Origin of the sequence: Rhodococcus sp. NBC_00294, assembly GCF_036163995.1 — a bacterium.
Lineage (GTDB): Bacteria > Actinomycetota > Actinomycetes > Mycobacteriales > Mycobacteriaceae > Rhodococcoides.
Genome location: NZ_CP108043.1, coordinates 2,335,480 through 2,359,483, shown reverse-complemented (window position 1 = coordinate 2,359,483; position 24,004 = coordinate 2,335,480). Strand labels below are relative to the sequence as shown.

Annotated in this window: 21 protein-coding genes and 2 tRNA genes; 10 read left to right on the top strand and 13 right to left on the bottom strand. The window is 69.0% G+C overall.

Annotated features, from left to right (window positions below; all coding sequences use genetic code 11):
- Window positions 1-156 precede the first annotated feature (156 nt).
- Both tig and OHB23_RS11060 read right to left on the bottom strand, forming a co-directional pair.
- Window positions 157-1,575: a trigger factor gene (gene tig, locus OHB23_RS11065; RefSeq protein WP_328809535.1), complete on the bottom strand. Its 1,419-nt coding sequence runs from the start codon at window positions 1,573-1,575 to the stop codon at window positions 157-159.
- 115 nt (window positions 1,576-1,690) lie between these two features.
- Window positions 1,691-1,764 (bottom strand) — tRNA-Pro (locus OHB23_RS11060).
- A gap of 192 nt (window positions 1,765-1,956) precedes the next feature.
- On the opposite strand from OHB23_RS11060, the gene OHB23_RS11055 reads away from it, so the two are divergent.
- Window positions 1,957-2,030, top strand: a tRNA-Gly gene (locus OHB23_RS11055).
- Window positions 2,031-2,085: 55 nt separating this feature from the next.
- Here OHB23_RS11055 and OHB23_RS11050 read toward each other — a convergent pair.
- Entirely contained in the window at window positions 2,086-2,502 is a 417-nt protein-coding gene (locus tag OHB23_RS11050) for an STAS domain-containing protein (protein ID WP_051613329.1), read from the bottom strand.
- 229 nt (window positions 2,503-2,731) lie between these two features.
- Here OHB23_RS11050 and OHB23_RS11045 point away from each other — a divergent pair, with 229 nt between their 5' ends.
- From OHB23_RS11045 to OHB23_RS11030, 4 genes are all read left to right on the top strand, one after another.
- Window positions 2,732-3,565 carry a universal stress protein gene (locus tag OHB23_RS11045; protein ID WP_328809534.1) on the top strand — a complete coding sequence of 278 codons (834 nt, stop codon included), beginning with the start codon at window positions 2,732-2,734 and terminating at the stop codon, window positions 3,563-3,565.
- Window positions 3,566-3,653: 88 nt separating this feature from the next.
- Window positions 3,654-4,988 carry an EAL domain-containing protein gene (locus tag OHB23_RS11040; RefSeq protein ID WP_222630268.1) on the top strand — a complete coding sequence of 445 codons (1,335 nt, stop codon included), beginning with the start codon at window positions 3,654-3,656 and terminating at the stop codon, window positions 4,986-4,988.
- Between the two features lie 18 nt (window positions 4,989-5,006).
- Complete coding sequence (locus OHB23_RS11035) at window positions 5,007-6,023, top strand: iron-containing redox enzyme family protein (protein ID WP_328809533.1); 1,017 nt, start codon at window positions 5,007-5,009, stop codon at window positions 6,021-6,023.
- Window positions 6,024-6,060: 37 nt separating this feature from the next.
- Window positions 6,061-6,876: a DUF1542 domain-containing protein gene (locus OHB23_RS11030; protein WP_328809532.1), complete on the top strand. Its 816-nt coding sequence runs from the start codon at window positions 6,061-6,063 to the stop codon at window positions 6,874-6,876.
- A gap of 111 nt (window positions 6,877-6,987) precedes the next feature.
- On the opposite strand, the gene OHB23_RS11025 is transcribed toward OHB23_RS11030, so the two are convergent.
- Window positions 6,988-7,785 carry an Fpg/Nei family DNA glycosylase gene (locus OHB23_RS11025; protein WP_328809531.1) on the bottom strand — a complete coding sequence of 266 codons (798 nt, stop codon included), beginning with the start codon at window positions 7,783-7,785 and terminating at the stop codon, window positions 6,988-6,990.
- 39 nt (window positions 7,786-7,824) lie between these two features.
- A complete protein-coding gene (locus OHB23_RS11020; protein WP_328809530.1) occupies window positions 7,825-8,322 on the bottom strand; it encodes a ribose-5-phosphate isomerase in 498 nt (165 codons plus the stop codon).
- A 16-nt stretch (window positions 8,323-8,338) separates the two neighbouring features.
- Here OHB23_RS11020 and OHB23_RS11015 point away from each other — a divergent pair, with 16 nt between their 5' ends.
- A complete protein-coding gene (locus tag OHB23_RS11015; protein WP_328809529.1) occupies window positions 8,339-9,049 on the top strand; it encodes a DUF429 domain-containing protein in 711 nt (236 codons plus the stop codon).
- A 39-nt stretch (window positions 9,050-9,088) separates the two neighbouring features.
- On the opposite strand, the gene OHB23_RS11010 is transcribed toward OHB23_RS11015, so the two are convergent.
- Window positions 9,089-9,700: a DsbA family protein gene (locus OHB23_RS11010; protein ID WP_328809528.1), complete on the bottom strand. Its 612-nt coding sequence runs from the start codon at window positions 9,698-9,700 to the stop codon at window positions 9,089-9,091.
- 188 nt (window positions 9,701-9,888) lie between these two features.
- Here OHB23_RS11010 and pepN point away from each other — a divergent pair, with 188 nt between their 5' ends.
- On the top strand, window positions 9,889-12,471 hold the full coding sequence (gene pepN, locus OHB23_RS11005) for an aminopeptidase N (RefSeq protein ID WP_328809527.1): 2,583 nt from the start codon (window positions 9,889-9,891) through the stop codon (window positions 12,469-12,471).
- A gap of 82 nt (window positions 12,472-12,553) precedes the next feature.
- Here the strand turns inward: pepN and OHB23_RS11000 are convergent, their stop codons facing one another.
- Genes OHB23_RS11000 through OHB23_RS10990 form a run of 3 tightly spaced genes read right to left on the bottom strand, consistent with a single transcriptional unit; the run spans window position 12,554 to window position 14,039 of the window.
- Complete coding sequence (locus tag OHB23_RS11000) at window positions 12,554-13,036, bottom strand: DUF5130 family protein (RefSeq protein ID WP_222638460.1); 483 nt, start codon at window positions 13,034-13,036, stop codon at window positions 12,554-12,556.
- Window positions 13,023-13,298, bottom strand: a complete 276-nt coding sequence (gene ctaJ / locus OHB23_RS10995; RefSeq protein ID WP_261769336.1) for an aa3-type cytochrome oxidase subunit CtaJ — start codon at window positions 13,296-13,298, stop codon at window positions 13,023-13,025. The genes OHB23_RS11000 and ctaJ overlap by 14 nt, the downstream gene beginning before the upstream one ends.
- Window positions 13,299-13,316: 18 nt before the next feature.
- A complete protein-coding gene (locus tag OHB23_RS10990; protein ID WP_231476311.1) occupies window positions 13,317-14,039 on the bottom strand; it encodes an HNH endonuclease in 723 nt (240 codons plus the stop codon).
- A 236-nt stretch (window positions 14,040-14,275) separates the two neighbouring features.
- On the opposite strand from OHB23_RS10990, the gene OHB23_RS10985 reads away from it, so the two are divergent.
- Together OHB23_RS10985 and OHB23_RS10980 are read left to right on the top strand one after the other, a co-directional pair.
- Window positions 14,276-15,229 (top strand): mechanosensitive ion channel family protein, encoded by a 954-nt coding sequence (locus OHB23_RS10985; protein WP_222630254.1) that lies wholly within the window; start codon window positions 14,276-14,278, stop codon window positions 15,227-15,229.
- 20 nt (window positions 15,230-15,249) lie between these two features.
- Complete coding sequence (locus tag OHB23_RS10980; RefSeq protein WP_222630239.1) at window positions 15,250-15,645, top strand: globin; 396 nt, start codon at window positions 15,250-15,252, stop codon at window positions 15,643-15,645.
- Between the two features lie 10 nt (window positions 15,646-15,655).
- Here the strand turns inward: OHB23_RS10980 and OHB23_RS10975 are convergent, their stop codons facing one another.
- A complete protein-coding gene (locus OHB23_RS10975) occupies window positions 15,656-16,087 on the bottom strand; it encodes a cupin domain-containing protein (RefSeq protein WP_222630235.1) in 432 nt (143 codons plus the stop codon).
- A 247-nt stretch (window positions 16,088-16,334) separates the two neighbouring features.
- Between OHB23_RS10975 and OHB23_RS10970 the strand changes: the two genes are divergently transcribed.
- Window positions 16,335-17,948 (top strand): glycoside hydrolase family 13 protein, encoded by a 1,614-nt coding sequence (locus tag OHB23_RS10970; protein WP_442972978.1) that lies wholly within the window; start codon window positions 16,335-16,337, stop codon window positions 17,946-17,948.
- A 21-nt stretch (window positions 17,949-17,969) separates the two neighbouring features.
- On the opposite strand, the gene OHB23_RS10965 is transcribed toward OHB23_RS10970, so the two are convergent.
- The 3 genes from OHB23_RS10965 to OHB23_RS10955 form a co-directional block, all read right to left on the bottom strand.
- The gene (locus OHB23_RS10965; protein WP_442972977.1) at window positions 17,970-18,641 is read right to left on the bottom strand and encodes a hypothetical protein; all 672 of its coding nucleotides are present in this window, start codon (window positions 18,639-18,641) and stop codon (window positions 17,970-17,972) included.
- Window positions 18,638-19,069, bottom strand: coding sequence for an acyl-CoA thioesterase (locus tag OHB23_RS10960; protein ID WP_027505634.1), 432 nt, complete (start codon window positions 19,067-19,069; stop codon window positions 18,638-18,640). The genes OHB23_RS10965 and OHB23_RS10960 overlap by 4 nt, the downstream gene beginning before the upstream one ends.
- A 61-nt stretch (window positions 19,070-19,130) precedes the next feature.
- Window positions 19,131-23,996 (bottom strand): NAD-glutamate dehydrogenase, encoded by a 4,866-nt coding sequence (locus OHB23_RS10955; RefSeq protein ID WP_328809526.1) that lies wholly within the window; start codon window positions 23,994-23,996, stop codon window positions 19,131-19,133.
- Window positions 23,997-24,004 lie beyond the last annotated feature (8 nt).

The window sequence follows — 24,004 nt, the reverse complement described above, 5'->3', positions numbered from 1 at the left end:
CCTGCCTTCTCGTGCTCGATGTGGTCTCGCCTGAACGAGTTTCTCGCCGTGAGCGCGAACGTTCCCTGTGGACGGAACGCTCACGTTCTCTGTCACCGACACTAACGAAGGACGGCGGCCCCGGAGTCCCGGAACCGCCGTCGTTCGCTGTGAGCGTTACTTCTGCTGTTCGCCCGCAGACGAATCGTCCGCAGCCGACTCGTCCGTGGACGACTCGATCTCCGCCGACTCGGTCTCGTCGGTGGCCTCGTCCTCGGGATCTCCGAAGAGCTCCTTGGTGTCGACGCTCGCACCGGCGGTGTCGGTCACGGAGACGCGATCGACGATCGCGGCGAGTGCCTTGCTGCGTCGGATGTCGGCGAACAGTGCGGGCAGCTGGTTGGCCTGCTGCACCTGCTGGATGAACTCCTCCGGTGCGATGCCGTACCGCTGCGCCTGGAAGACGATGTTCTGGGTCAGCTCTTCCTGTCCGACCTGGACCGACTCGGCGTCGGCGATGGTGTCGAGCAACAGCTGGGTGCGCACGGACTTCTCGGCACTCTCACGCGCGTTCGTGTCGAACTCCTCGCGCGAGGAGCCTGCGGCCTCGAGCTGCTGCGCGAGCTTGTCCTCGTCGTGGTCGAGAGGATGGATCGCGTCGTGCAGCGCGGAATCGACCTCGGCCTTGACGAAGGCCTCGGGAACCGGGACCTCGACGGACTCGAGCAGAGCCTCGAGCACCTTGTCGCGGATCTGTCCGGCCTGCTCGACCTTCTTGACGCGGGCCACGCGCTCGCGCAGATCGACCATCAGCTCGTCGAACGTGTCGAACTGGCTCGCCAGCTGGGCGAACTCGTCGTCGGGCTCGGGCAGCTCGCGCTCCTTCACCGACTTCACCGTGACGGTGACCTGCGCTTCCCGACCGGCGTGCTCACCGGCGAGCAGCGTCGTCGGGAACTCCTTGGAGTCACCCACGGACAGGCCGACGATCGCGTCGTCGAGGCCCTCGATGAGCTGGCCGGAGCCGACCTCGTGGGACAGGCCCTCGGTCGAGGCCTCCGCGACGTCCTCGCCGTCGACCGTGGCCGACAGGTCGATGGAGACGAAGTCGCCGGTCTGCGCCGCGCGCTCGACACCGGTGAGGGTGCCGAAACGCTGACGCAGCGAGAGCAACTGCTCGTCGACGGCCTCGTCGGTGATCTCGACCGGGTCGACGGTGACGGTGACGCTCGAGAAGTCGGGCAGCGTGATCTCGGGACGCACGTCGACCTCGGCGGTGAAGACGATCTCCTCCCCGTCCTCGAGTTTGGTGATCTCGATGTCCGGCTGGCCGAGGGGCTTCAGCTCGGTCGAGCTGAGCGCATCGTTGTACTTGGCTGGCAACGCGTCGTTGACCACCTGGTTCAGGACGTTCGCGCGGCCGACGCGTGCCTCGAGAAGCTTCGCGGGCGCCTTGCCGGGCCGGAACCCGGGCAGGCGGATCTGCTGCGCGAGCGTCTTGTAGGCGCGGTCGAAATCAGGCTTCAGCTCCTCGAAGGGCACCTCGACGTTGATACGGACTCGCGTCGGGCTCAGCTGCTCGACAGTGCTCTTCACGAACGTGCTCCTTCATCTGCTCGACTGCAGTGACTCGGTGTCGGACTGTGGTGGTGCGGGGTGGTTCCGGTGGGAAGGTGGATCTGGACCATTCGATCGCGGCGACCGACGTCTGTCGGGATGACAGGATTCGAACCTGCGACCCTCCGCTCCCAAAGCGGATGCGCTACCAAGCTGCGCCACATCCCGTTCCTCGTGCACGCCGTCACCCTCGATCGTGGCGATTCGCACCGGCAAGGCCACAGCGACGTGCGCCGACGATCCTACGGCGGTACCGCGGAGGCGCCGACGGCGGGCCGATTTCTCGATCGCGCGCGACGTTCGGTACAGTTCCTCAACGCAGGCGGCAGGAGCTGGCGATCCCAGCACCGCCGCAGGCATGCGGGCGTAGCTCAATGGTAGAGCCTCAGTCTTCCAAACTGATTACGCGGGTTCGATTCCCGTCGCCCGCTCCACGAACGCGAGAGCCCCCCGATTCACCGAATCGGGGGGCTCTCGCGTGTTCGGGGGTCAGCCGGCGTCGGACAGGACTCCGGCGCCGTCGCGCGCCGAGGTGACCAGCGACACTGCCTCGAAGATGCTTCCGCACACGGTGATCGGCGAGCAGACGCCGAGGAGCTCGAGCGGGCGCCGCACTGCGGGGTCGGTGGCCACCAGCACCATCGGACGGACCGACAGCGAGGATGCCGCGCCGAGGAGAAGGACAGCGCCGGCGCTGCCCAGGAAGGTGACGTCCGACAGGTCGAGAACCACGTCCTCGTGGCCGCGAGCAGCCACGCGTGCCAGGACCTCGCGGAGTTCGGGCGTGGTGCTCATGTCGATCTCGCCGCCGACCGACACCACGGCGACGTCGCCGCGTTCGTATTCGAGGACGGTGAGATCGGCAGCGTCGAAAGAGAAGTGGGTGTCGAGTCCGTGTGCGGTCATTGCTGTGTCTCCCGGTTCGTGTGCGTCGATCTCGTTCCTCGGCGTCTGCCTTAGATTCGCCCGCCAGAGTGACGAGGCTGCGTGCAGTGCATCACGATTCGATAACGTTCACAGCACATCGAGGTAACGCCGTTGCGGACTCAACTGCCTGTTCCGGGCATGACATCGCCTCGCGTCGGGAACACTGTGGTCATCTCGGCACCGTCCGTTCGAACCGCTGGAGGCCTGCATGCCCGTGTCCCACCCCGTCGTCGTCGGAGTCGACGGATCGTCCGCAGCGCTCGCGGCCGTGCGATGGGCCACGCGGCTCTGCACCGCTCGCGGCCTGCCCCTCGTGCTGGTCACGGCGGTGTCCGCGCCGGCCTTCGCGGACGTCGACGACACTGCGGCGAGTGCGCTCGACCGCATTCTCGCCGACGGAGTGGACGCGGCGCGGGCCGTAGCGGCCGACGTGTCGGTCTCCACCGAGACCCACCACGGCACCCCCGCCGGAGTACTGGTCGAACGATCGACGGACGCCGCGATGATCGTCGTGGGGACGCGGGGGCTCGGCGAGTTCACCGGAGGACTCTCCGCGTCGGTGAGCACGGCGGTGGCGACACACGCCTCGTGCGCCGTCACCGTGGTGCCTCTGGACACGCCGCCGAACGAGGGCACGGGACACGCCGTCGTCGTCGGCGTCGACGGCACGGACAACAGCGGGCCCGCCGTCCGCTGGGCGTTCGAGATCGCCTCGTCACGCGGGGCATCGCTGATCGCCGTGCACGCGTGGAGCGACATCGACGTTCCCGGCGGCCGCGGTCGGTCTGCCGAGGACGAGGAGGCCGTCCTCGCGGAGACGATGGCCGGGTGGTCGCAGGACTACCCCGACGTCGAGGTGGAGCGCGTGGTGGTCCAGGACCGGCCGGTGCGGGAACTCGTGGCCAGATCGGCCGAGGCGGACCTCGTCGTCGTGGGTCGCCGCGGGCGGGGTGGATTCACCTCGCTCCTGCTGGGATCGACCAGCCGAGCCGTGATGCACTCGGTGGACGTCCCTGTCACCGTCGTGCCGTCGCCCGTCTGATCCGTCCTCGCCCTCGCGAGGGGTGATCGGCCTACTGTTTCAGATGCTGCAGGCACGCGGACTCGGTCCGCCGACGAGAGGACCGGGCGTGGAAGAGATCCCCGCAGGCCTGACGGTCCACTCCCTCTACCAACCCGTCGTCGACCTCTCGACGCGCGCGCTGGTCGGCTACGAGGCCCTCGCCCGCGGCCCCGTCGGCACACCCTGGGAGTCACCCGCTGCACTGTTCGAGTCGGCGCGTGCGCACGGGACCGTCGGTCAGCTGGACTGGATGTGCCGCGTCAGTGCGCTCCGGGGGGCGCTGGAGGCCAATCTGCCGACCGGGTTGCAGTTGTTCGTCAACATGGAACCCAGCGCGATGAACCTCGCGCCTCCCGCGGGGGTGGCCGCTCTGCTCGCCGAGGCGTCGCGACTGTCGGTGGTCGTGGAGATCACCGAACGTGACCTGCTCGCCGACCCCGCATCGCTGCTCGAGGCAGTGGAACGAGTGCGCGACCGACGGTGGCTCGTGGCGGTGGACGACGTGGGAGCCGAGACGGCGAGCCTGGCCCTCCTGCCGTTCCTGCGGCCCGACATCATCAAGCTGGACATGACGTTCACCCAGCAGCGGGCGACGGCGGACACCGCGCGGGTGCTCGCGGCGGTCTCGGCGGAGTCCGACCGCACGGGCGCGGTGGTCCTCGCCGAGGGCATCGAGACCGAGGAACACCTGCATCTCGCGCGTGAGATGGGCGCTGCTCTCGGCCAGGGCTGGCTCTTCGGCACGCCCGCTCCGTTGCCGCGCCGTGAGCCACACGCCGGCCCGACCGCCGCCGACCTGCCGTCGGACTCCCCCTTCGCCGTCGGGCTCACCCACCGCATGCCGTCCGCGCCGACGCCGTTCGCACTCGCCGCGGCCACCGGTGGCATCCGCCGCGGGCGTCTGTCCCTGCTCTCCACGATCATCGACCAGTTCGCGCTCCACGCGGCGGCCACCGGACCGTCGACCATCGTGCTGGCCACGGTTCCGCACTCGTTCGAGGTGTCCGCCGAGCAGATGCATCAGGCCGCGCACCTCGCCGCGTCCGGGACGCTCGTCGCCCTGTTCGGACGAGGCGGCGCCGCGACCACACCGCCGGTGCCCGGCCTGCACACCATGAGGCTGCCCGCCGCGGACCCGCTGTTGCGGGAACTGTCGGTGATCGTCGTGAGCCCGCACTTCACCGCCGCCGTCATCGGAGCCGAAACGGACGGCGACGGATCGACCGAGTCGGACCCGGTGTTCGACTACCGCCTGACGTACGACCGCGAACTGGTGCTCGACGCGGCCACCCTGTTGCTCCGCCGCACCACGCCCGTACCGACCGAACCCGGATCGGGTCCGCTGCCCGTCTTCGGACCCCAGCGACCGCCGCGCATGTTCGGACACGGTCGAAACGGGTAGTCGGACGAGGTGACCGCGATGCTGAACGACACCCCGACCTCCTCGACCCCGGCTACCGCAGCCGCGCTGCCGACGGCGCGTGGGCCGCTGTCCTCCGCCGTCCTGTCCGCACTCGTGCAGTCCCCGTCGGACGCGGGCAGCGTCGTCGCCCCCGTCACGGACGCCGATCCCTACGGCGACGACCTTCATCTCGCGTTGTACCTCTGCTACGAACTGCACTACCGCGGGCTCCCCGGTGTGGACGACGCCTGGGAGTGGAATCCCGACCTCCTGCGTCTGCGTGCCGAGATGGAGAGCGCATTCCTCGCCGACGTCCGTGCGCACGTGACGGTGGGCGGCTCGGCGGCCGACGAGATGGACCTGTTGTCGACGGAGCACGTCGACGGGTCCGGCCCGTCATTCCACCTCCGCGACACCGGCACCGCCGAGCAGATGCGGGAGTACCTCGCGCACCGGTCGCTGTACCACCTCAAGGAGGCCGACCCCCACGCGTGGACGATCCCGCGGCTGCAGGGTCAGGCCAAGGCCTCCTACGTCGCCGTCGAGTTCGACGAATTCGGCGGCGGGCGCGGAAGTCGGATGCACCAGAACCTCTTTCGCGACCTCCTGGCAGCGGCGGGACTCGACGCGACCTACCTCGGTTACCTCGACCGGGTGGGTGCACCGACCCTCGCACCGGTCAACCTGATGTCGATGTTCGGTCTGCACCGATCGCTGCGGGGTGCCGCCGTCGGACACCTCGCCGCGACCGAGATCACCTCCTCACCCGGATCGCAGCGGCTGGTGAAAGCGTTGCAGCGGTTGGAGTTCCCGGCCGAGTGCGTCGCGTTCTACGCCGAGCACGTCGAGGCGGACGCGGTGCACGAGCAGGTCATGCGACACGACGTGGTGGGCGACCTCATCGCGCGCGAACCGGAACTCGAGGCGGACGTCGTCTTCGGGATGCGCGCCATCGACCACGTCGAGAACGTCCTGGCGGACCATCTCATGGACGCGTGGAGCAACGGTCGAGAGTCGCTGCGCCCCGCGTCGTGATCCGCGACCGGAACCGGACTCTCCGTACACTGGGACCATGGAACCTCTGCTCCTGATCATCGTCGTCGTGGCTCTGGTCGTCGGCGTCGTCGTCGCGTCCCAGCGCAGGTCCGGCCGACGGAGTCTCGAGTCGCTCGACGACGCCAAGGCCGACGCGCGTCAGGCCATCGAGCGCCTCGGCGGCCAGGTGTACAACCTGGTGGGCTCGGACACTGCCTCCAAGCAGGCTCTGGCCGACGCGTCCGAGCGCTACACGGCCGCGGGCTCACAGATCGATCAGGCGCAGTCCCCCACCCAGGCGCGTCTGGCCAAACAGACTGCGCTGGAAGGGCTCTACTACATCCGCGCTGCCCGGCTGGCGATGGGCATGGACCCCGGACCCGAGGTCCCCACCATCGACGGACAGAAGTCCGCGGGCGAGGTCACCGAGGAACGCACCGTCGACTACGAGGGTCGGGCCGTGACCGCGAGCCCCGGACCGTCCGAGAGGACGCCGAACTACTACCCCGGCGGACGCGTGGCGGGTCGCCCCGTCCCTGCGGGCTGGTACTCCGAGCCGTGGTGGAAGCCCGCCCTCGTGGCCGGCGCGTGGGGCATGGGATCCATGTTCCTGTTCTCCGCGATGTTCTCCGGGATGGCCGGCGTGGGCTACGGGGCGGACAACTTCGCCAGCGGTGAGGGCGACGGGGGCGACATGGGCGACGGCGGCGACATGGGCGGCGACACGGGTGACGGTGGCGGCGACATGGGCGGCGATGCCGGGGGCGACTTCGGTGGTGGCGACTTCGGCGGTGGTGGCGACTTCGGGGGCGGCGGCGACTTCGGGGGCGGCGGCGACTTCGGAGGTTTCTGACCTCCACGGGCGCCGGTCCGCACACCCACCGGTGCCGTGCACCCCGTCCAGTCAGCGGAACCGGGTGCGCGCCCCCGGAACGTGTGCGGACGGATCAGCGCTCGACCGACCTCACGTCGCCTGACACGTCGGGCACCAGAAGAGGTTGCGGCCCTTCATGTCCGCGGTGAGAATCGTCGTGCCGCAGATCAGGCACGGCTGGCCGTTCCGCTTGTAGACGTAGGAACGCGGGCGTCCCGGTCCTCGCGACCCGGTGCCCGAGTCGTGTTCCTTGTCCAGCGTGATGATGCGCCCGCGTCGCACGCCCACCTTCATCAACTCGACGAGATCCGTCCACATCTCGTCCCACTCCTCGTGGTCGAGGTGCTTGCCGGTGCGGAACGGGCTCATGCGGTGCCGGAACAGCAGCTCGGCTCGGTAGACGTTGCCGATGCCGGCGATGACGTCCTGCTCCATCAGCAACGCGCCGACCGCCATGGCCGACTTGTGGATCCGGTGGAAGGCCTTCTCCGGGTCGGACTCCTTGCGCAGCGGATCGGGACCCAGGCGCGCCACCAGCGCGTCGACCTGAGTGTCGTCGAAGATCTCGCAGCGGGTGGGGCCGCGCAGGTCGGTGCCGTACTCCTCCCCCACCATGCGCATCCGCACCTGGCCGACGGGCTCCTTCATGGGAACGGACTGCTCGCCGAACTTTCCGTACAGCCCCAGGTGGACGTGGACGATCGCCCCGTTGTCGTACCGGTGGAGCAGATGCTTGCCCCAGGCGTCGGCGCGCTTCAGGACATGCCCGGAGACCCACTCGGCGCCGTCGACGAAACGTCCCTGCGGACTGGACACCTCGATGACCTGGCCGCCGAAACGCTTCTGGTGCAGTCGCGCCAGACGATGGAGAGTGTGCCCCTCGGGCATGGGTGGTACCTGACTACTCGGGCTGTGGTGCGGACCCTCTTATTCGGAGTCGCCGTCGGCCGAGGGTGCACCGGGAACGGCCGGCGCGTCGCCGGTGCGCTCGTACTCGGACAGGATGTCGATGCGGCGCTGGTGGCGCTCCTCGCCCGACCACGGGGTCTCGAGGAACGCGTCCACGATCGCGAGCGCCTCGGGCAGCGTGTGCATGCGGCCGCCGATGCCGATCAGCTGCGCCTTGTTGTGCTGACGCGCGAGCTGGGCCGTCTCGACGCTCCAGGCGAGAGCACACCGCGCGCCGGGGACCTTGTTGGCCGCGATCTGCTCACCGTTGCCGGAGCCACCGAGCACCAGTCCGAGGCTCTCCGGGTCGGCGACCGTGCGGCGAGCCGCCTCGATGCAGAACGCCGGGTAGTCGTCCACCGCGTCGTACGTGAACGCACCGCAGTCGATCGGCTCGTGTCCCGATTCCCGCAGGTGGTCGATGATCTGATTCTTGAACTCGAAGCCGGCGTGATCGGCACCCAGGTATACGCGCATGGCTAGAGTTTGACAGGTGCCCCCCTCCGCCCCGACGCCACCGTGCGGGTGGGGCCCCGTCGCCGGGGTGGACGGCGCCGCGGGCCGGTGGGTGGTGGCTCGTCTCTACGAGGGACGAGTGTCGTTGACCCTGGTCGACACCGTCGCGGCCGTCCTGGACACCACCCGGGACTGCGCGGCCGTCGGGGTCGACATGCCGCTGACCGTTCCCGACGCCGGAGTGCGGGCGAGCGAACTCCAGGTTCGGACGTTCCTGGGCCCGGCGCGATCGTCGCTCTTCCCCACGCCGGTACGCGACGCGGTGTGGGCGGCCTCCTGGGAGGACGCCTGCGTGATCGCTCGCGCGCGCACGGGCAAGGCCATCAGCAAGCAGTCGTGGTACCTCACCGACCACATCCGGGCCTGGGACGCGGCCGACCCCGACATCGCACGGGTGATCGAGGTGCACCCGGAATCGTCGTTCCGGGCACTCGCCCCCGCCACGCGCTTCACGTCGAAGAAACGGGCGCGCGGCATCGCGCAACGGCTGCAAGCACTCTCGGTGATGGTGGACGTGCCGGCGCTGCTGGAGGCCACGAGTGCGATCGAGGACGGGCCCGCGATGGACGACGTGCTCGACGCGGTGGCGGCCGCCTGGTCCGCGCGTCGCTGGCTCGGCGGCGAGGCACTGGAGTTCGGCGACGGCACTCGCGATCGCCGGGGCCGTCCCGACCTCATCGTGGTCTGACGCACCCCGCCGGCATCACCGACGGGGTGCGCGGTCGACTCAGTCGAACTGCGGGTCCTCGTTGCGAGAACGCTTGAGCTCGAAGAAGTGCGGGTACGACGCGAAGATCACCGACGCGTCCCACAGCTTGCCGGCCTCCTCGCCGCGCGGGATCCTCGACAGCACGGGACCGAAGAAGGCGACACCGTTGACGTGGATGGTCGGCGTGCCGACGTCCTTGCCCACCTTGTCCATTCCCGCGTGGTGGCTCTTGCGCAGCGCGTCGTCGAACTCACTGCTCGCGGCCGCCTCGGCCAACGAGGCCGGGAGGTCCAGTGCAACGAGCGACTTCTGGATCACGTCCGGGAAGTCCTTGTTGCCCTCGTTGTGGATTCGCGTCCCCATCTCGGTGTAGAGCGGCGCGAGAATCTCGTCGCCCTTCTCCTGCGCGGCCGCGATCGCGACGCGGACGGGACCCCACGCCTTCTTCATCATGTCCTGGTACTCGTCGGGAAGATCGCGTCCCTCGTTGAGGACCGCCAGGCTCATGACGTGGAAGTTCGTCTCGATGTCGCGAACCTTCGCCACCTCGAGAATCCAGCGCGAGGTGATCCAGCACCACGGGCAGAGCGGGTCGAACCAGAAATCTGCCACGTCCTTGCTATCGCTCACGTCGGTCCTTTCGTCGTCGGGTAGTGCTCGGTGTTCGGCTGGTCTGCGGAGCGTCCCGCACAGTGGGCCGGTGACACGAACTCTGCACACCTGTTCTACCCGCCCGCGGCGACCGGCGTCATGATGGGATGGACACAGCCGCGACCGCAGTTCGGCGGTGGCAGAAGAAATCGACAGAAAGGGTGCACGTGGTTGCCCCCAATTTGACCAGGGACCAGGCAGAGGAACGGTCCTCGCTGCTCACGGTCACGCACTACTCCATCACTCTCGACCTGACCGACGGAGCCGGTGGCCCGGGCGAGAAGACCTTCTCCTCGACCACCACCGTCACCTTCGACGCGACTGCCGGAGCCTCCAGTGTCGTCGACATCGTCGCCGCCTCGGTGAGCTCCGCGACGCTCAACGGAACCGACGTCGACGTCTCCTCCTACGACGAGTCGACGGGCATCGCGCTCACCGACCTCGCGGAGCACAACGAGCTCACCGTGGTCGCGGAATGCGTCTACTCCCATACCGGTGAGGGCCTGCACCGCTTCGTCGATCCGTCGGACGGCTCCGTCTACCTGTACAGCCAGTTCGAGACCGCGGACGCCAAGCGCATGTTCGCGTGTTTCGATCAGCCGGATCTCAAAGCGACCTTCGACGTGACGGTGACGGCACCGAAGGACTGGGCCGTCATCTCCAACGCGGCTGCCGCGGAGACCTCCGAGGCGTCCGGTGCCACGACGCACGTGTTCGAGACGACTCCTGTGATGAGCACCTACCTCGTCGCGCTCATCGCCGGCCCGTACGCGCTGTGGACCGATTCCTACTCGGACGACCACGGCACCATTCCGCTCGGAATCTACTGCCGCGCATCGCTGTCGGAGTACATGGACGCCGATCGCCTCTTCACCGAGACCAAGCAGGGCTTCGAGTTCTACCACCGTAACTTCGGTGTCCCGTACGCCTTCGGCAAGTACGACCAGCTGTTCGTGCCCGAGTTCAACGCGGGCGCCATGGAGAACGCCGGCGCGGTGACCTTCCTGGAGGACTACGTCTTCCGGTCCAAGGTGACGCGCTACTCCTACGAGCGCCGCGCCGAGACCGTGCTGCACGAGATGGCCCACATGTGGTTCGGCGATCTCGTGACCATGCGGTGGTGGGACGACCTGTGGCTCAACGAGTCCTTCGCCACGTTCGCGTCGGTGCTCTGCCAGTCGGAGGCCACCGAGTACACCAGCGCGTGGACCACGTTCGCGAACGTCGAGAAGAGCTGGGCCTACCGCCAGGACCAGTTGCCGTCGACGCACCCCATCGCCGCGGACATTCCCGATCTCGCCGCAGTCGAGGTCAACTTCGACGGCATCACCTATGCCAAGGGCGCCAGCGTCCTCAAGCAGCTCGTCGCCTACGTCGGGCTCGAGGACTTCCTCGCGGGCCTGCGCAGCTACTTCCGCGACCACGCCTTCGGCAACGCGACCTTCTCGGATCTGCTGTCGGCTCTCGAGGCCTCGTCCGGTCGCGACCTGTCGGACTGGGGTGATCAGTGGCTGCGCACCACCGGCCTGAACACCCTGACACCGGAATTCGAGATCGACGACGACGGCAACTACTCGTCCTTCTCCGTCGTGCAGGGGGCCGCGGCACCCGGCAAGGGTGAGCGCCGCGTGCACCGCATCGCCGTCGGCATCTACGACGGTGACGACTCCGGCGCGCTCACTCGCACCCAGCGGGTCGAGCTCGACGTCGAGCCGCAGGAGCGCACCGAGGTTCCCGCGCTGGTGGGCACGCCCGCCGGTCGGTTGGTGCTCGTCAACGACGACGACCTGACGTACTGCTCGCTGCAGCTGGATCCGACCTCGCTCGAGACGCTCATCGCGCGCATCGGCGACATCACCGAGTCGCTTCCCCGCACCCTGGCGTGGTCGGCGGCGTGGGAGATGACCCGGCAGGCCGATCTGAAGGCACGCGACTTCGTCGCACTGGTGCAGCGCGGCATCACCTCCGAGACCGAGGTCGGAGTCGTGCAGCGGCTCCTGCTGCAGGCGCAGACCGCGCTCGGCAGCTATGCCGAGCCGGGGTGGGCGCAGTCCACGGGATGGCCCGAGTTCGCCGACCGCCTCCTCGAGCTGGCGCGCGCGGCCGACGGTGGGTCGGATCATCAGCTGGCCTACGTCAACGCGCTGGCCTCGTCCGTGCTGGCCGAGCGCCACACGACAGTGCTGCAGGCGCTGCTCGACGGAGACGTGGACGGCCAGGATCTGGGCGGCCTCACCGTCGACACCGATCTGCGCTGGCGGTTCGTCACCGCTCTGGCTCGCAGCGGCGCGATCGACACGGGGTCCGACACACCCGTGATCGACGCCGAGGCCGAGAAGGACAACACCGCGGCCGGTGCCCGCAACGCGGCGGCGGCGCGAGCTGCCCGCCCGCAGGCCTCGGTCAAGGAGGAGGCGTGGACCACGGTCATCGACAACGACTCCCTACCCAACATCACCGCACGTGCCATCATCGGCGCGTTCCCCGGTGCGGGCCAGGGAGAGTTGTTGGAGCCGTTCGTCTCCCGCTACTTCGACGCCATCTCCGATGTGTGGGCACGTCGTTCCAGCGAGGTCGCGCAGACCGTCGTCGTCGGTCTGTACCCGACCTGGTCCATCAGTGAGCAGTCGGTGGCGGCGGCGGACGAGTTCCTCGCGGGCGACCACCCGCCGGCCCTCGCGCGCCTCGTCGTCGAGGGTCGCGCGTCCGTGGTGCGGTCGCTCGCCGCTCGAGCGGCGGACGGTGCCTGACCGCACCTGACTCGCGCACGGACAAGGGCCCATCATCCTCTCGGATGATGGGCCCTTGTCTCTGTGCCGGGGTGGCGCCGTGTCAGGCGGACGGGCCGGTGATCGCCGCGCTCATGACGCGCACGGCGGCGACGAGGCCGTCGATCAGGTCGCCGTCACGGAAGGATCCCGTGGCCGCGGTGATACCGAGCTGCGCGATGCGGTCGTCGACGAGATGGGCGACGCCTCGACCGGAACGAACCTCGATGGCGTGCTGGTTCGGTGAGACCGCGATGAGCACCGAGTACTCGGCCTCGGGCGTTCCCGCGAGAGCGGCGTCCGCACCCGCGGCGGTGTCGGGGCCGAGGTCACCGACCAGCACGTTGAAGCGGATGCCCGTACGGCGGGTGGCCTCGATGAGCGACTCGTCGAGCTGGATCAGCTCGTCGGTCGCGAACGGGGACAGGTCGGGGTTGACGGTGCCCACCTGGTGCACACCGGAGACTCGACCGCTCGCGGTCACCACATGGCCGACGGGAAGGTTCTCCTCGTCGATCCGACGGGTCGAGAGTTCACCACTTGCCACTTGCCCGGCCTCCTACCAGCGAAGCCGAACCCGCGGTGAGTTCGGCGTGTGTCGAATGCGCAGCGTGCTGCGAGTACGGCGTCACCTCGTCCGTGGCCGACCACAGCACCGGGGCGTGGTCCCACTGCTGCCCGAGTCGGTAGGGGGCGGGACGCGGCGCGGGATCGGTCGACGTGATCTTCGCGAACACGAAGAGCGCGAGGAACAGTGCCAACGGAATCAGTCCGAAGATCAGCGCGGTTTCGAGGATGCTCACGCCCATCACCTTAGTGGACGGGTGTCAGGCCGCGCCCTCACCCAGGTACGGCAGCCAGGTGGGATCGAGTTCCTTGATGCTCGCGAGCAGTCGCCAGTGCGGACCCTTCGGCGGGACCAGCGCGGCGCGCAGGGTCCACCCCAGCTCGCTGAGCATCTTGTCCGCCTTGCGGTGATTGCAGGAAGCGCAGCACGCGACGCAGTTCTCCCAGGAGTGACCGCCGCCGCGACTGCGCGGCACCACGTGGTCGATGGTCTCGGCCTTGGAACCGCAGTACGCGCACCGGAAACGGTCCCGATGCATCAGAGCCGCCCGCGTCATCGGGATGCGCGCCCGGTAGGGCACCCGCACGTACGAGCGGAGGCGGATGACCGACGGCACCTGCAGAGCGATGTCCGCCGAGTGAACGACGGGACCGTCGTCGTCGTCGTGCACCACGACGGCCTTCTCGCAGACCAGCAGGACGACGGCACGCCGCATGGGCAGCGCGGTGAGTGGTTCGAACGTGGCGTTCAGGAGGAGTACGCGCCGCTTCACCCAGGCGGGGACGGCGTCCTCGTGATCGAGGTGCCCGTCGACGTCGGCCGGATCGGAGTGATCGGTGACGGCGTGCAACGACGCGCCGCCGAAGACGACAGGGTGTTCGGACTGGGGTCGCGCCCCCGACGCGCCGCCCTGCACGGCGTCGGTGGGCGACAGTTGTCGATGCCCGGCCCGAACCTTCGCGACAGTCCCGCTCTTCTTCATGCCACCTCCAGTGACCACTGCGCGCGGCGCGACTACCACTGGTTTGCGACAGCCACCGCCCGCACGTGAAGACCAACCACAGTGCATCACGAATCGGTGCCGTTCGCACGCTCATTCGAGGTCCGGCCGACGGCCACGCGGTGAACTCCGGGTGTCCCGCCGCACGGGTGGCGGGGTGGGTGCCGAGACGGGTGGTGACAGGTGGCGTGCGCCGAGGAGATCCGTAGACTTTTCGGGTGTATTCCTTCGACCCGAACGACGTCCTCGCCCTCTCGCTCTCCGACACCGGTCGCGACTGGCTGATCCAACGCCCGCTCCAGGTTCTGGGGTACGCCCTGCTCGCCGTGGTTCTGCGTTACGTCCTGCACCGCATGATCGACCGGTTCACCAGCCGCTCACCCGGCGCGGGTCGCAGCGCTGCGGGTAAACCGCCCCTGCTGAGGCCGCTGCGCGAACGTGCCCCCGCCGGCGTCACCACCACCATCCTGAACGAGCGCCGCAACCAGCGCGCCCGCACCATCGGTTCGGTGCTCAAGTCGGCGGTCTCCGTCGGCATCCTGGTCTGGTTCGTGCTCTCCGCGCTCTCCATCGTCGGTGTGAACGTCGCCCCCTTCATCGCGTCCGCAGGCATCGTGGGTGTCGCGCTCGGTTTCGGCGCGCAGAACCTCGTCCGCGACTTCCTCTCCGGCATCTTCATGCTGCTCGAGGACCAGTACGGAGTCGGCGACATCGTCGATCTCGGCGAGGCATCGGGCACGGTCGAGACCGTGGGCCTGCGGGTCACCACGGTCCGCGACATCTCCGGGACGCTCTGGTACGTCCGCAACGGCGAGGTGCTGCGTGTCGGCAACATGAGCCAGGGTCACGCCGTCGCGGTGTTGGACCTCCCCGTCAGTCATTCCGCCGACATCGACGTCGCGTGCGAGGTGGCCGAGCGCACGGCGCGCGAGTCCATCGAGCGTGGCGAGTTCCAGGAGGACATTCTCGAGGCCCCGCAGATGCTCGGCGTCGACGCCGTCACGTCGGACACGGTGACGCTGCGCCTGACCATCAAGGTCCGACCCGGCCGGCAGTGGGCCGTGCAGCGCCAGTTGCATCGTCAGATCCTCGACGCCTTCGACGAGTCCGGCATCGCGGCGCCCTACCCCAACGGGCGGCCCTTCGGACCCGCCCCGAGCATGAGCACGTGATCGTGGAGAACAATGGAGCCATGACCGAGCCGGCACAGACCTTCTACGACGCGGTCGGCGGTGCGGAGACGTTTCGCACCCTGACCGCGCGCTTCTACGCCGAGGTCGAGCGGGACGAGATTCTGCGGCGGCTGTACCCGGAGGAGGACCTGGGCCCGGCGGAGCGCCGGATGCGCATGTTCCTCGAGCAGTACTGGGGTGGTCCGCGTACCTACTCGGACGAGCGCGGCCACCCGCGTCTGCGGATGCGGCACTCGCCGTTCGTCATCGGGCCGTTCGAGCGCGACGCCTGGCTGCGCGCGATGCACACGGCCCTGGCGTCGATCGACTCGGACACGATGGACGATGTGCATCGACAGCAGTTCGTCGACTACATCGAGATGGCGGCGAACTCGATGGTGAACTCGCCGCTGTAGCGCTGCGCGTTCAGCCGAGGGCGCCGGAGCGGCCCTTGCCCCGCAGCTTGCGGGCGACACGCATCGCGAACCACAGGGGACGCGGGATGTGCGGGCGCAGGATGGCGTGCTTGCGCACGTAGTGCGGCACGTGCCACTCGGCCCAGGTGCCGGCGTAGAACAGAGCGGCATCCCCGGCGCGGAGCACGCGGGGCTCGTTGCCCGCGGACTGGACGACGACTTCGCCCTCGATCACGTGGATGGTCTCGTCCTGCTCGAAGTACCAGTTGAAGGTGCCGGCAGTGCAGTCCCAGACCCACGACGACGTGGTGGTGTCCGGGCTGCAGGACCACTGACCGCTGCGCGCGACGGGAGCACCCTCGAGGATCCACGAAGGATCGATCGGAGCCGGCAGGAGCTCGACGGAGTCGAGACTCACGGCTTCGAAAACAGGAGTCGTCATGGAGGTTCCTTTACCGTCGCTTGAAGTTCCGCCTGAAAATACCCCACCAAACAAACTTTGGGTAGTTTTCACGCCGATCGTTCCGATTTTCTTGACCTCCCCATGGCATGAACAGCGGACGCGTGGTGATTCTCGTGGGAGCCGGGCAGGCCGGAGGCCGGTCGTCGGGACAGGCCGGGCAGGCCGGAGGGGTCGTGGTGACGGGCGCACCGCCCCTCGCGGCTCGGCCTTTGGCACTATTGCGCCTGTGAGCACTCCGATCGACGCGTCCGCCGGCCCGTCCCCCGCCGACGGCCCGTCCGCCCCGGCCCCCTGGTGGTCCGACGCCGTCTTCTACCAGATCTACCCCCGCTCGTTCGCGGACTCCGACGGCGACGGGATCGGTGATCTGGGTGGCATCCGGGACAAGCTCGGATACCTGGAACTGCTCGGCGTCGATGCACTCTGGCTCAGTCCGGTGATGCGGTCGCCGATGGTCGACCACGGATACGACGTGTCCGATCCCCGCGACATCGATCCGCTGTTCGGATCTCTCGAGACGATGGACGCCGTGGTGACGGAGGCGCACGCGCGGGGCATGAAGGTCACTATGGACCTGGTCCCGAACCACACCAGCGATCAGCACGAATGGTTCCAGGCCGCTCTGGCCGCGGCGCCCGGGAGCCCGGAGCGGGCCCGCTACGTGTTCCGGGACGGCAAGGGCAACGGCTCCGAGCCGCCGAACAACTGGCCCAGCATCTTCGGCGGTCCCGCGTGGCACCGCGTCACCGAGTCGGACGGCACACCCGGTCAGTGGTACCTCCACATCTTCGCGCCCGAGCAGCCGGATCTGAACTGGACCGAACCCGAGGCGCTCGCCGACCTGGAGGCGACGATCCGGTTCTGGCTCGACCGCGGTGTCGACGGGTTCCGCATCGACGTGGCCCACGGCATGGCCAAGCCGGCGGATCTCCCGGACATGGATCTGTCCGTGAACGAGCTGATGCGCAACGAGGACGGGGACCCCCGTTTCGACGACGACGGGGTGCACGAGATCCACCGCGCCATCCGCCGGGTCGTGGACGAGTACGACGGCGCGATGACGATCGGCGAGGTGTGGGTCCAGGACAACGAACGCTTCAGTCGCTACATCCGTCCCGACGAGCTCACCCTGGGCTTCAACTTCCGGCTGGCCGAGTCCGCGTTCGACGCCTCGGCCATCAGGGACGCCGTCGACAACTCGCTCGACGCGGTCGACCGTGTCGGCGGCACGCCGACGTGGACCCTGTCCAACCACGACGTCGACCGCGAGGTCACCCGGTACGGCGGAGGTGAGCAGGGTCTGCAGCGCGCACGCGCGATGGCCCTTGTCCTGCTGGCGCTCCCCGGTGTCGTGTTCGTCTACAACGGCTCCGAGCTCGGGCTGCCCAACGCGGACCTCCCCGACTCCGCTCTGCAGGATCCCGCCTGGTTCCGGTCCGGCGGCCAGGAACGCGGACGAGACGCGTGCCGCGTCCCGCTGCCGTGGGAGGGCACCGAGCCGCCGTTCGGATTCTCGACGGCGCGGGAGACCTGGTTGCCGATTCCCGCCGAGTGGGCCCCGCTGACCGTGGAGAGCCAACTCGAGGACGTGGACTCCATGCTGAGCCTCTATCGGACGGCGTTGAGCCTGCGGGCCGCGCGGCCGGAGTTCAGCGAGCCCGGAGTCGAGTGGTACGGGAGCCCTCCCGGGTGTCTGGCGTTCCGGCGCCGCGGCGGCGTCATCTGCGCTCTGAACACCACGTCCGAGCCCATCACCCTGCCGCCGGGAGCGCTGCTGCTCGCCAGCGCACCGCTGCAGGACGGGCTGCTTCCGGCCGACGCGGCGGCCTGGCTCGTCTGAACGAGTCGCGGTGCGGGTCGATCAGGACACCATGAGCGGGATCGTGGCGCCCCGGCTGCGGAACACCGATCCGTAGCGGGCGTCGAGCCGGATCCACGACCGAGCGATTCGCACCCGGACGCGCGCGTCGTCCGCACTCCGCGACGAGTCGGACACCGTGGGCACGAACTTCATGGCGTTGAGCGCGAAGATCATGCGCATCGACACGGGCACCGCCTCGCCGTCGGCCTCGACGGTCACCACGTCCTGATCGAGCAGCGACACGGGCGGGCCGTGATCGGTTCCGTGTTCGCGGGCCAGGGCGACACCACGCTCGGCCAGCTCCACGAACACCGGACCGGGGACGTCGTCCACATGGGTCCACCCGACGTCCGGCGGCACCGGGCCGCGCCAGGCGGAGTCCATGCCGAAGCCGGGATCGAAAGGTGCAGGTCCGGCGGATCGCATCGCCGAGAGTAGCCCGTCCGCGGCCACGGTGACGTCCGACGGCAGCACCCGGGCGCGGATCACGCGGGCGGCGAGGACGTCGAATCCGGTCTCGATCCACGCGACCACGTGACTGTCACCGCGGCGCCGGAGGCGCACCACCGCGCCCGGGTCGAGTCGCGCGGCGTGGGTCAGAAAGGTCGACAGATCGTCCCGGTCCCGCGCGTCCGGGACGGTCACCGACCGCTCGGCCAGTGCACCCGTCACGGCCGCTGCCAGCGCTGCAGGTACTCGCGCTCGTCGCCGGACAGCCGGCGCAGGCGCTGGGTGTCGATGTCGAAGGCAGCGATCTGCGTCGACGCCACGATGGCCGGCGGAGTACTCATCGGTGCGCCGTGCGGGCGCACCTCGTATCCCGCCGTGAAGTCGACGGCCCGCAACTGCTCCACCCACATGAACACGTCGAGAGGCGTGTCCTCGTGGCGCAACTGGCCGCGGTAGCGCACGTGCAGGTCGGCGATCACCGCACTGTTCCGCAGGGTCGCGGTGGGGACACCGTCGGCCATGAGCCACGGGATGCGGGCCTCCTCCAGCAGCGTCACCATGCGTGCGTGGTTGATGTGCTGGTACACGTCCATGTCCGACCAGCGCACCTCGACGGGGCAATGGAAGCCGATGAGCTCGTCGTCTGTCACGCCCCCAACCTATCCGGCCCGGCGCGGCGCCGGGCCGGGCACGTCCGTCCCCCGGGCGTGGTCAACGCGAGACGTCGGTCCGCGCACGCGCTCCTCGCACCATGCTGCGGATCTGCCGCGCCGCCACCGAGAGCGTCGCCAGATCCAGCGTTCCGGACTCGCCGATCTCCGTCAGGGCCGCTCGGGCACGAGCGAGCCGGGAGGCATTGGTGGACTCCCAGTCGGCGATCATCTCGTCCGCCGTCTCCCCCGGTTCGCCGCCGCCCGTCACGTCGAGCGTGAGGGCACGCAGCGACGAGTACAGGTCGTCCCGCAACGCCAACCGCGCCAGGGAGTGCCAGCGGTCGCCGCGTTCGAGCGTGGACACCGCAGACAGCAGCCAGTCGATGCCGAGGTGCTCGCTGAGGGCGTAGTAGAGGCTCGCCATCACCTCGTCGTCCTCGTTCGCGATGTCCGCCGTCTCGATGACGTCGAGCAGGCAGAACACGTCGAGGAGCCGGAACACTCTGTGCGCGAGCTCTTCCGGCGCGCCCTTCTCGATGGCGGACGTGGCACGGTCGAGTCCGCTGCGTGCCTGCCGACCCTTCAGCCAGGTCGGGAGCTGCGATTCCAGGATCCGCACCTTGCGCGCGAACCTCGTGATCTCGGCACCGACAGCGATGGGCTGCGGCCGGTTCGACAACAGCCAGCGGGATCCTCGGTCGAGGAGGCGACGAGACTCGAGCACCAGTTCGTCGGACGCGTCCGTGGGCATGTCGGCCGCGGCGATCGCGGCCCAGATGTCGTGCAGACCGAAGATCTCGCTCGTCGCCGCGAACGCTCGCGCCGCGTCCGTGCTCCCGACTCCCGAGTCCTCCGCGAGGCGGAAGGCGTAGGTGATGCCGCCGTGGTCGACCGTCTCGTTCGCCACCCGCGTGGCCACGATCTCCCGGCGCAGCGGATGCGCCTTGATGGCACCGGCGAAACGTTCGCGCAACGGCGTCGGGAAGTAGTCCGTCATGAGCGGGGCGAACACGTCGTTGTCCGGCAGATCCGATGCCAGCAGGTCTTCCTGCAGCGCCAACTTCACGTGAGCCATGAGAGTCGACAGCTCGGGCGAGGTGAGACCCAGCCCGTTCTGCAGGCGTCGCGAGATCTCCGACTTCGTCGGCAGCGCGTCGAGCGACCTGTCCACCCGCCCCGACGCCACCAGGTCGGCGATCAGTCGAGCGTGGACGCCCAGCAGTTCGGGGGCGTGTGCCCGTGAGACACCCAGCAGCTCGTTCTGCGCGACGTTGTCCTCGAGAACGAGGGCGCCCACCTCGTCCGTCATGGAGGCCAGCAGGGACTCCCGGTCCTCCGCGGCCAGGTCACCCGACGTCACGGTGGAATCGAGCAGGATCTTGATGTTGACCTCGTGATCGGAGCAGTCGACGCCGGCGGAGTTGTCCACGGCGTCGGTGTTGATCTTGCCGCCCGCGGCGCTGTACTCGATGCGGCCGAGCGCGGTCACCCCGAGGTTGCCGCCCTCTCCGACCACGCGCGCCCGCAGGTCCGCGCCGTTCACGCGCACCGGGTCGTTGGCCTTGTCTCCCACGTCGGCATCGCTCTCGGTGCGCGACTTCACGTAGGTGCCGATGCCGCCGTTCCACAGCAGGTCCACCGGCGCCGTGAGGATGGCGCGCATCAGTTCGGGCGGTGACAGGGCGGTGACGTCGTCCGCCAGTCCGAGAGCCGCGCGCACCTCGGCGCTGACCGGCACCGACTTCACGGTGCGTTCGTGTACTCCGCCACCCCTGCTGATCAGGGAGGTGTCGTAATCCGCCCACGACGAGCGCGGCAGTTCGAACAGTCGCCGTCGCTCGGCGAAGGAGGCGGCCGCGTCGGGTGCCGGATCCAGAAAGATGTGCCGGTGGTCGAACGCGGCGACGATGCGGAGATGTTCACTGAGCAGCATCCCGTTGCCGAACACGTCGCCACTCATGTCACCGATACCGACCACGGTGATCTCGTCGGACTGCGTGTCGATGTCGTACTCGCGGAAGTGACGCTTCACGCTCTCCCAGGCACCCTTGGCGGTGATGCCCATCGCCTTGTGGTCGTACCCCACCGACCCGCCCGAGGCGAAGGCGTCGCCGAGCCAGAAGCCGTACTCGGCGGACACCTCGTTCGCGAGATCGGAGAACGTGGCAGTGCCCTTGTCCGCCGCGACCACGAGGTACGAGTCGTCGTCGTCGCGTCGCACCACACGCTGCGGTGGGATCGCGGCGCGGGTGGCACGGTCGAGGTTGTCGGTGACGTCCAGCAGCCCCGCGATGAACATGCGGTAGCAGGCTCTCCCCTCGGCGGTGGTCGCGGAGCGGTCGGTCGCAGCATCGCCGGTCGGAGACGGCGGCTGCTTGACGACGAAGCCGCCCTTCGCCCCCACCGGCACGATGACCGCGTTCTTGACGGCCTGCGCCTTGGCCAGTCCGAGCACCTCGGTGCGGAAGTCCTCGCGCCGGTCGGACCAGCGGAGACCACCGCGCGCGACCGTGCCGAAGCGCAGGTGCACGCCCTCGACGCGTGGCGAGTACACGAAGATCTCGAAACGCGGGCGCGGCTTGGGCAGCACGTCGATGCCGCGAGGGTCGAACTTCAGGGACAGGAAATCGCGCTCGCGACCCTGTTCGTCGACGACGAAGTGGTTGGTGCGCAGCGTCGCTCGCACGAGGGTGAACAGGGCACGCAGCACCCTGTCGGCGTCGAGGCTGACCACCTGATCGATCAGTTCGGCGAGCTCCGACGCGATCTCGTCGGCACGCTCCTCGGACGCCGAGGCGGGATCGAACTGCGCGTCGAACAGGTCGACGATCAGTCGAGCCGTCACCGGGTTGGCGAGGAGAACACCCTCGATGCCGGTCTGGCTGAACGGGAATGCGGCCTGGCGCAGGTACTTCGCGTACGCCCGCAGCACCACCGCGCGGCGCCACTCGAGACCGGCCCGCAGAACCAGTTCGTTGAAGCGGTCGGCCTCCGCGTGGCCGTTCCACACGGCAGCGAACGCGTCGGTGAATCGTCGGCTGACCACACTCGTCTGGTTCTCGGCGCCCTCGATGACCTCGGGCTCCGCGGACAGGCCGAAATCGTAGATCCAGCAGCGCGTTCCGTCCTTGCGCACCACGGCGTACGGCCGCTCGTCGACCACCTCCACACCGAGGCTCTGCAGGACGGGCAGCACCTGGCTCAGCGAGACCTCGCTGCCGGTCACGTAGAGGGAGAAACGCCAGTGACCCGCCTCCGCGTCGCGCGGGCGGTACAGGCACATGTCGATGTCGTCGCCGACGAGCGCGTCGAGTCGAGCGATGTCGACGAGCGCCCGGTCCGCGTCGAAGTCCTGCTTGTAGGCCTCGGGGAAGGCGACGGCATAGCGCGCCGCGTTGTCGGGCGACACCGACGGGTCGGCCGCGGCCGCCTCACGCAGAGCGTCGTCCCACGTGCGGGTGGCGTCGGCGATCAGGGCCCTGATGCGGTCGCGGTTGGCGTCCGAGACGTCGACGGCGTCCGCGCTCTGTCCGTCGAAGCGAACGGTGAAGTGCACCAACGCGAGTGGGCTGTCCGAGACGCGTGCCTCGTACTCGACGTCGGTACCGCCGAGCTCGTGCAGCAGGATCCTGCGGGTCTCGAGACGCAGGCGGGTGGTGTAGGAGTCGCGCGGAAGGTAGACCAGCGCCGACACGAACCGGCCGTACCCGTCGCGGCGCAGGAAGAGCAGCACCTCGCGGCGCAGGGCACTGCGCTCCACGGCCGAGATGGTGTCGAAGAGCGACCTGCTGTCCGCCGAGAAGAGTTCGGTGCGCGGGAAGGACTGGATCGACTCGAGCATGGCCTGGCCGGAGTACGACGACAGGGTGTGCCCGGCGCGCTCGATGACGGTGCGCACGCGGTCACCCACGACCGGGATGTCGAGGACGTTGCCGTGCAGTGCGGAGATGGTGAACAGCCCCGTGAACCGGTGCTCTCCCACCGTGTTTCCCTCGTCGTCCAGGTCGTGGACACCGACGAAGTAGGGGTGCACGGCGCGGTGCACCGACGTGGAGCTCGATGCGCGGGTGAGCACGAGGAGGTCCTCGCGAGCGACCACGCGGTCGATCGGCAGGTCGAAGCCCGCGACGGCGCCCGGATCGTCGGATCGCAGGATGCCCAGCGCGGACTCGGCGACGGGTTCGAGACCCGCCTCCGTCGCGGTGTACCGGCGGCTGCCGAGCACGCGGAAGTTGCCTTCGGACAACCACCGCAGCAGGCGGGCGGCGTCGTGCCGCGCCTCGGGGGTGACGGACTCGGTTCCGTCCGCGTCTCCGCGGCGTGGTCGTTCCAGACGATCGGCCAGCTGCAGCTGGCGACGCTGCATGGCCTCGGTGTCGTCGACGACGCGACGGACGTCGGCGAGCACGTCGGCCAGCGAGCTCTCGAGCGAGGCGAAGGCCTCCTCGCTCGCCGCGGGGTGCAGAGCCACGTGGATCCACGATTCGAGGATGCTGCCGTCCGCGAGATCGCCGGTCTCGACATCGGACGGGGTGGCTCCGCCTCGGATGGAGAGGAGCGTGCCGGACTCGTCGCGCACGACGCGCAGGATCGGGTGCACCACCTCGACGACCGCGATGCCGGCTCCGGTGAGCCAGGCGGTGACCGACTCGACCAGCATCGGCATGTCGTCGGTGACGATCTGCAGGGCCACGCCGACGGTGCTGTCGGGTCCGCGGTGCAGGGCGAGAGAGGCGACGCCGGGATCACGACGCTCGGCGAGCTCGAGATGTCGGTGCACCACCGCGGTCGGGTCGGCTCCCGTGGTGGTCCGCAACACGTCCAGATCGACGTGCCCGAAGTACACCGCGCGGAGGTCGTCCGCCCGATCGAGCACCGAGTTCGGCGCCGTTGCCGCCTCGGAGTGCTCTCCCGCTGAAGTCATCGCTGTCG

Coding starts and splice junctions, on each gene's coding strand:
- OHB23_RS11050 (WP_051613329.1), bottom strand. CDS start 2,502: ATGACCGCACACGGACTCGACACCCACTTCTCTTTCGACGCTGCCGAT.
- OHB23_RS11045 (WP_328809534.1), top strand. CDS start 2,732: ATGCCCGTGTCCCACCCCGTCGTCGTCGGAGTCGACGGATCGTCCGCA.
- OHB23_RS11035 (WP_328809533.1), top strand. CDS start 5,007: ATGCTGAACGACACCCCGACCTCCTCGACCCCGGCTACCGCAGCCGCG.
- OHB23_RS11030 (WP_328809532.1), top strand. CDS start 6,061: ATGGAACCTCTGCTCCTGATCATCGTCGTCGTGGCTCTGGTCGTCGGC.
- OHB23_RS11025 (WP_328809531.1), bottom strand. CDS start 7,785: ATGCCCGAGGGGCACACTCTCCATCGTCTGGCGCGACTGCACCAGAAG.
- OHB23_RS11020 (WP_328809530.1), bottom strand. CDS start 8,322: ATGCGCGTATACCTGGGTGCCGATCACGCCGGCTTCGAGTTCAAGAAT.
- ctaJ (WP_261769336.1), bottom strand. CDS start 13,298: ATGGGCGTGAGCATCCTCGAAACCGCGCTGATCTTCGGACTGATTCCG.
- OHB23_RS10990 (WP_231476311.1), bottom strand. CDS start 14,039: ATGAAGAAGAGCGGGACTGTCGCGAAGGTTCGGGCCGGGCATCGACAA.
- OHB23_RS10980 (WP_222630239.1), top strand. CDS start 15,250: ATGACCGAGCCGGCACAGACCTTCTACGACGCGGTCGGCGGTGCGGAG.
- OHB23_RS10975 (WP_222630235.1), bottom strand. CDS start 16,087: ATGACGACTCCTGTTTTCGAAGCCGTGAGTCTCGACTCCGTCGAGCTC.
- OHB23_RS10955 (WP_328809526.1), bottom strand. CDS start 23,996: ATGACTTCAGCGGGAGAGCACTCCGAGGCGGCAACGGCGCCGAACTCG.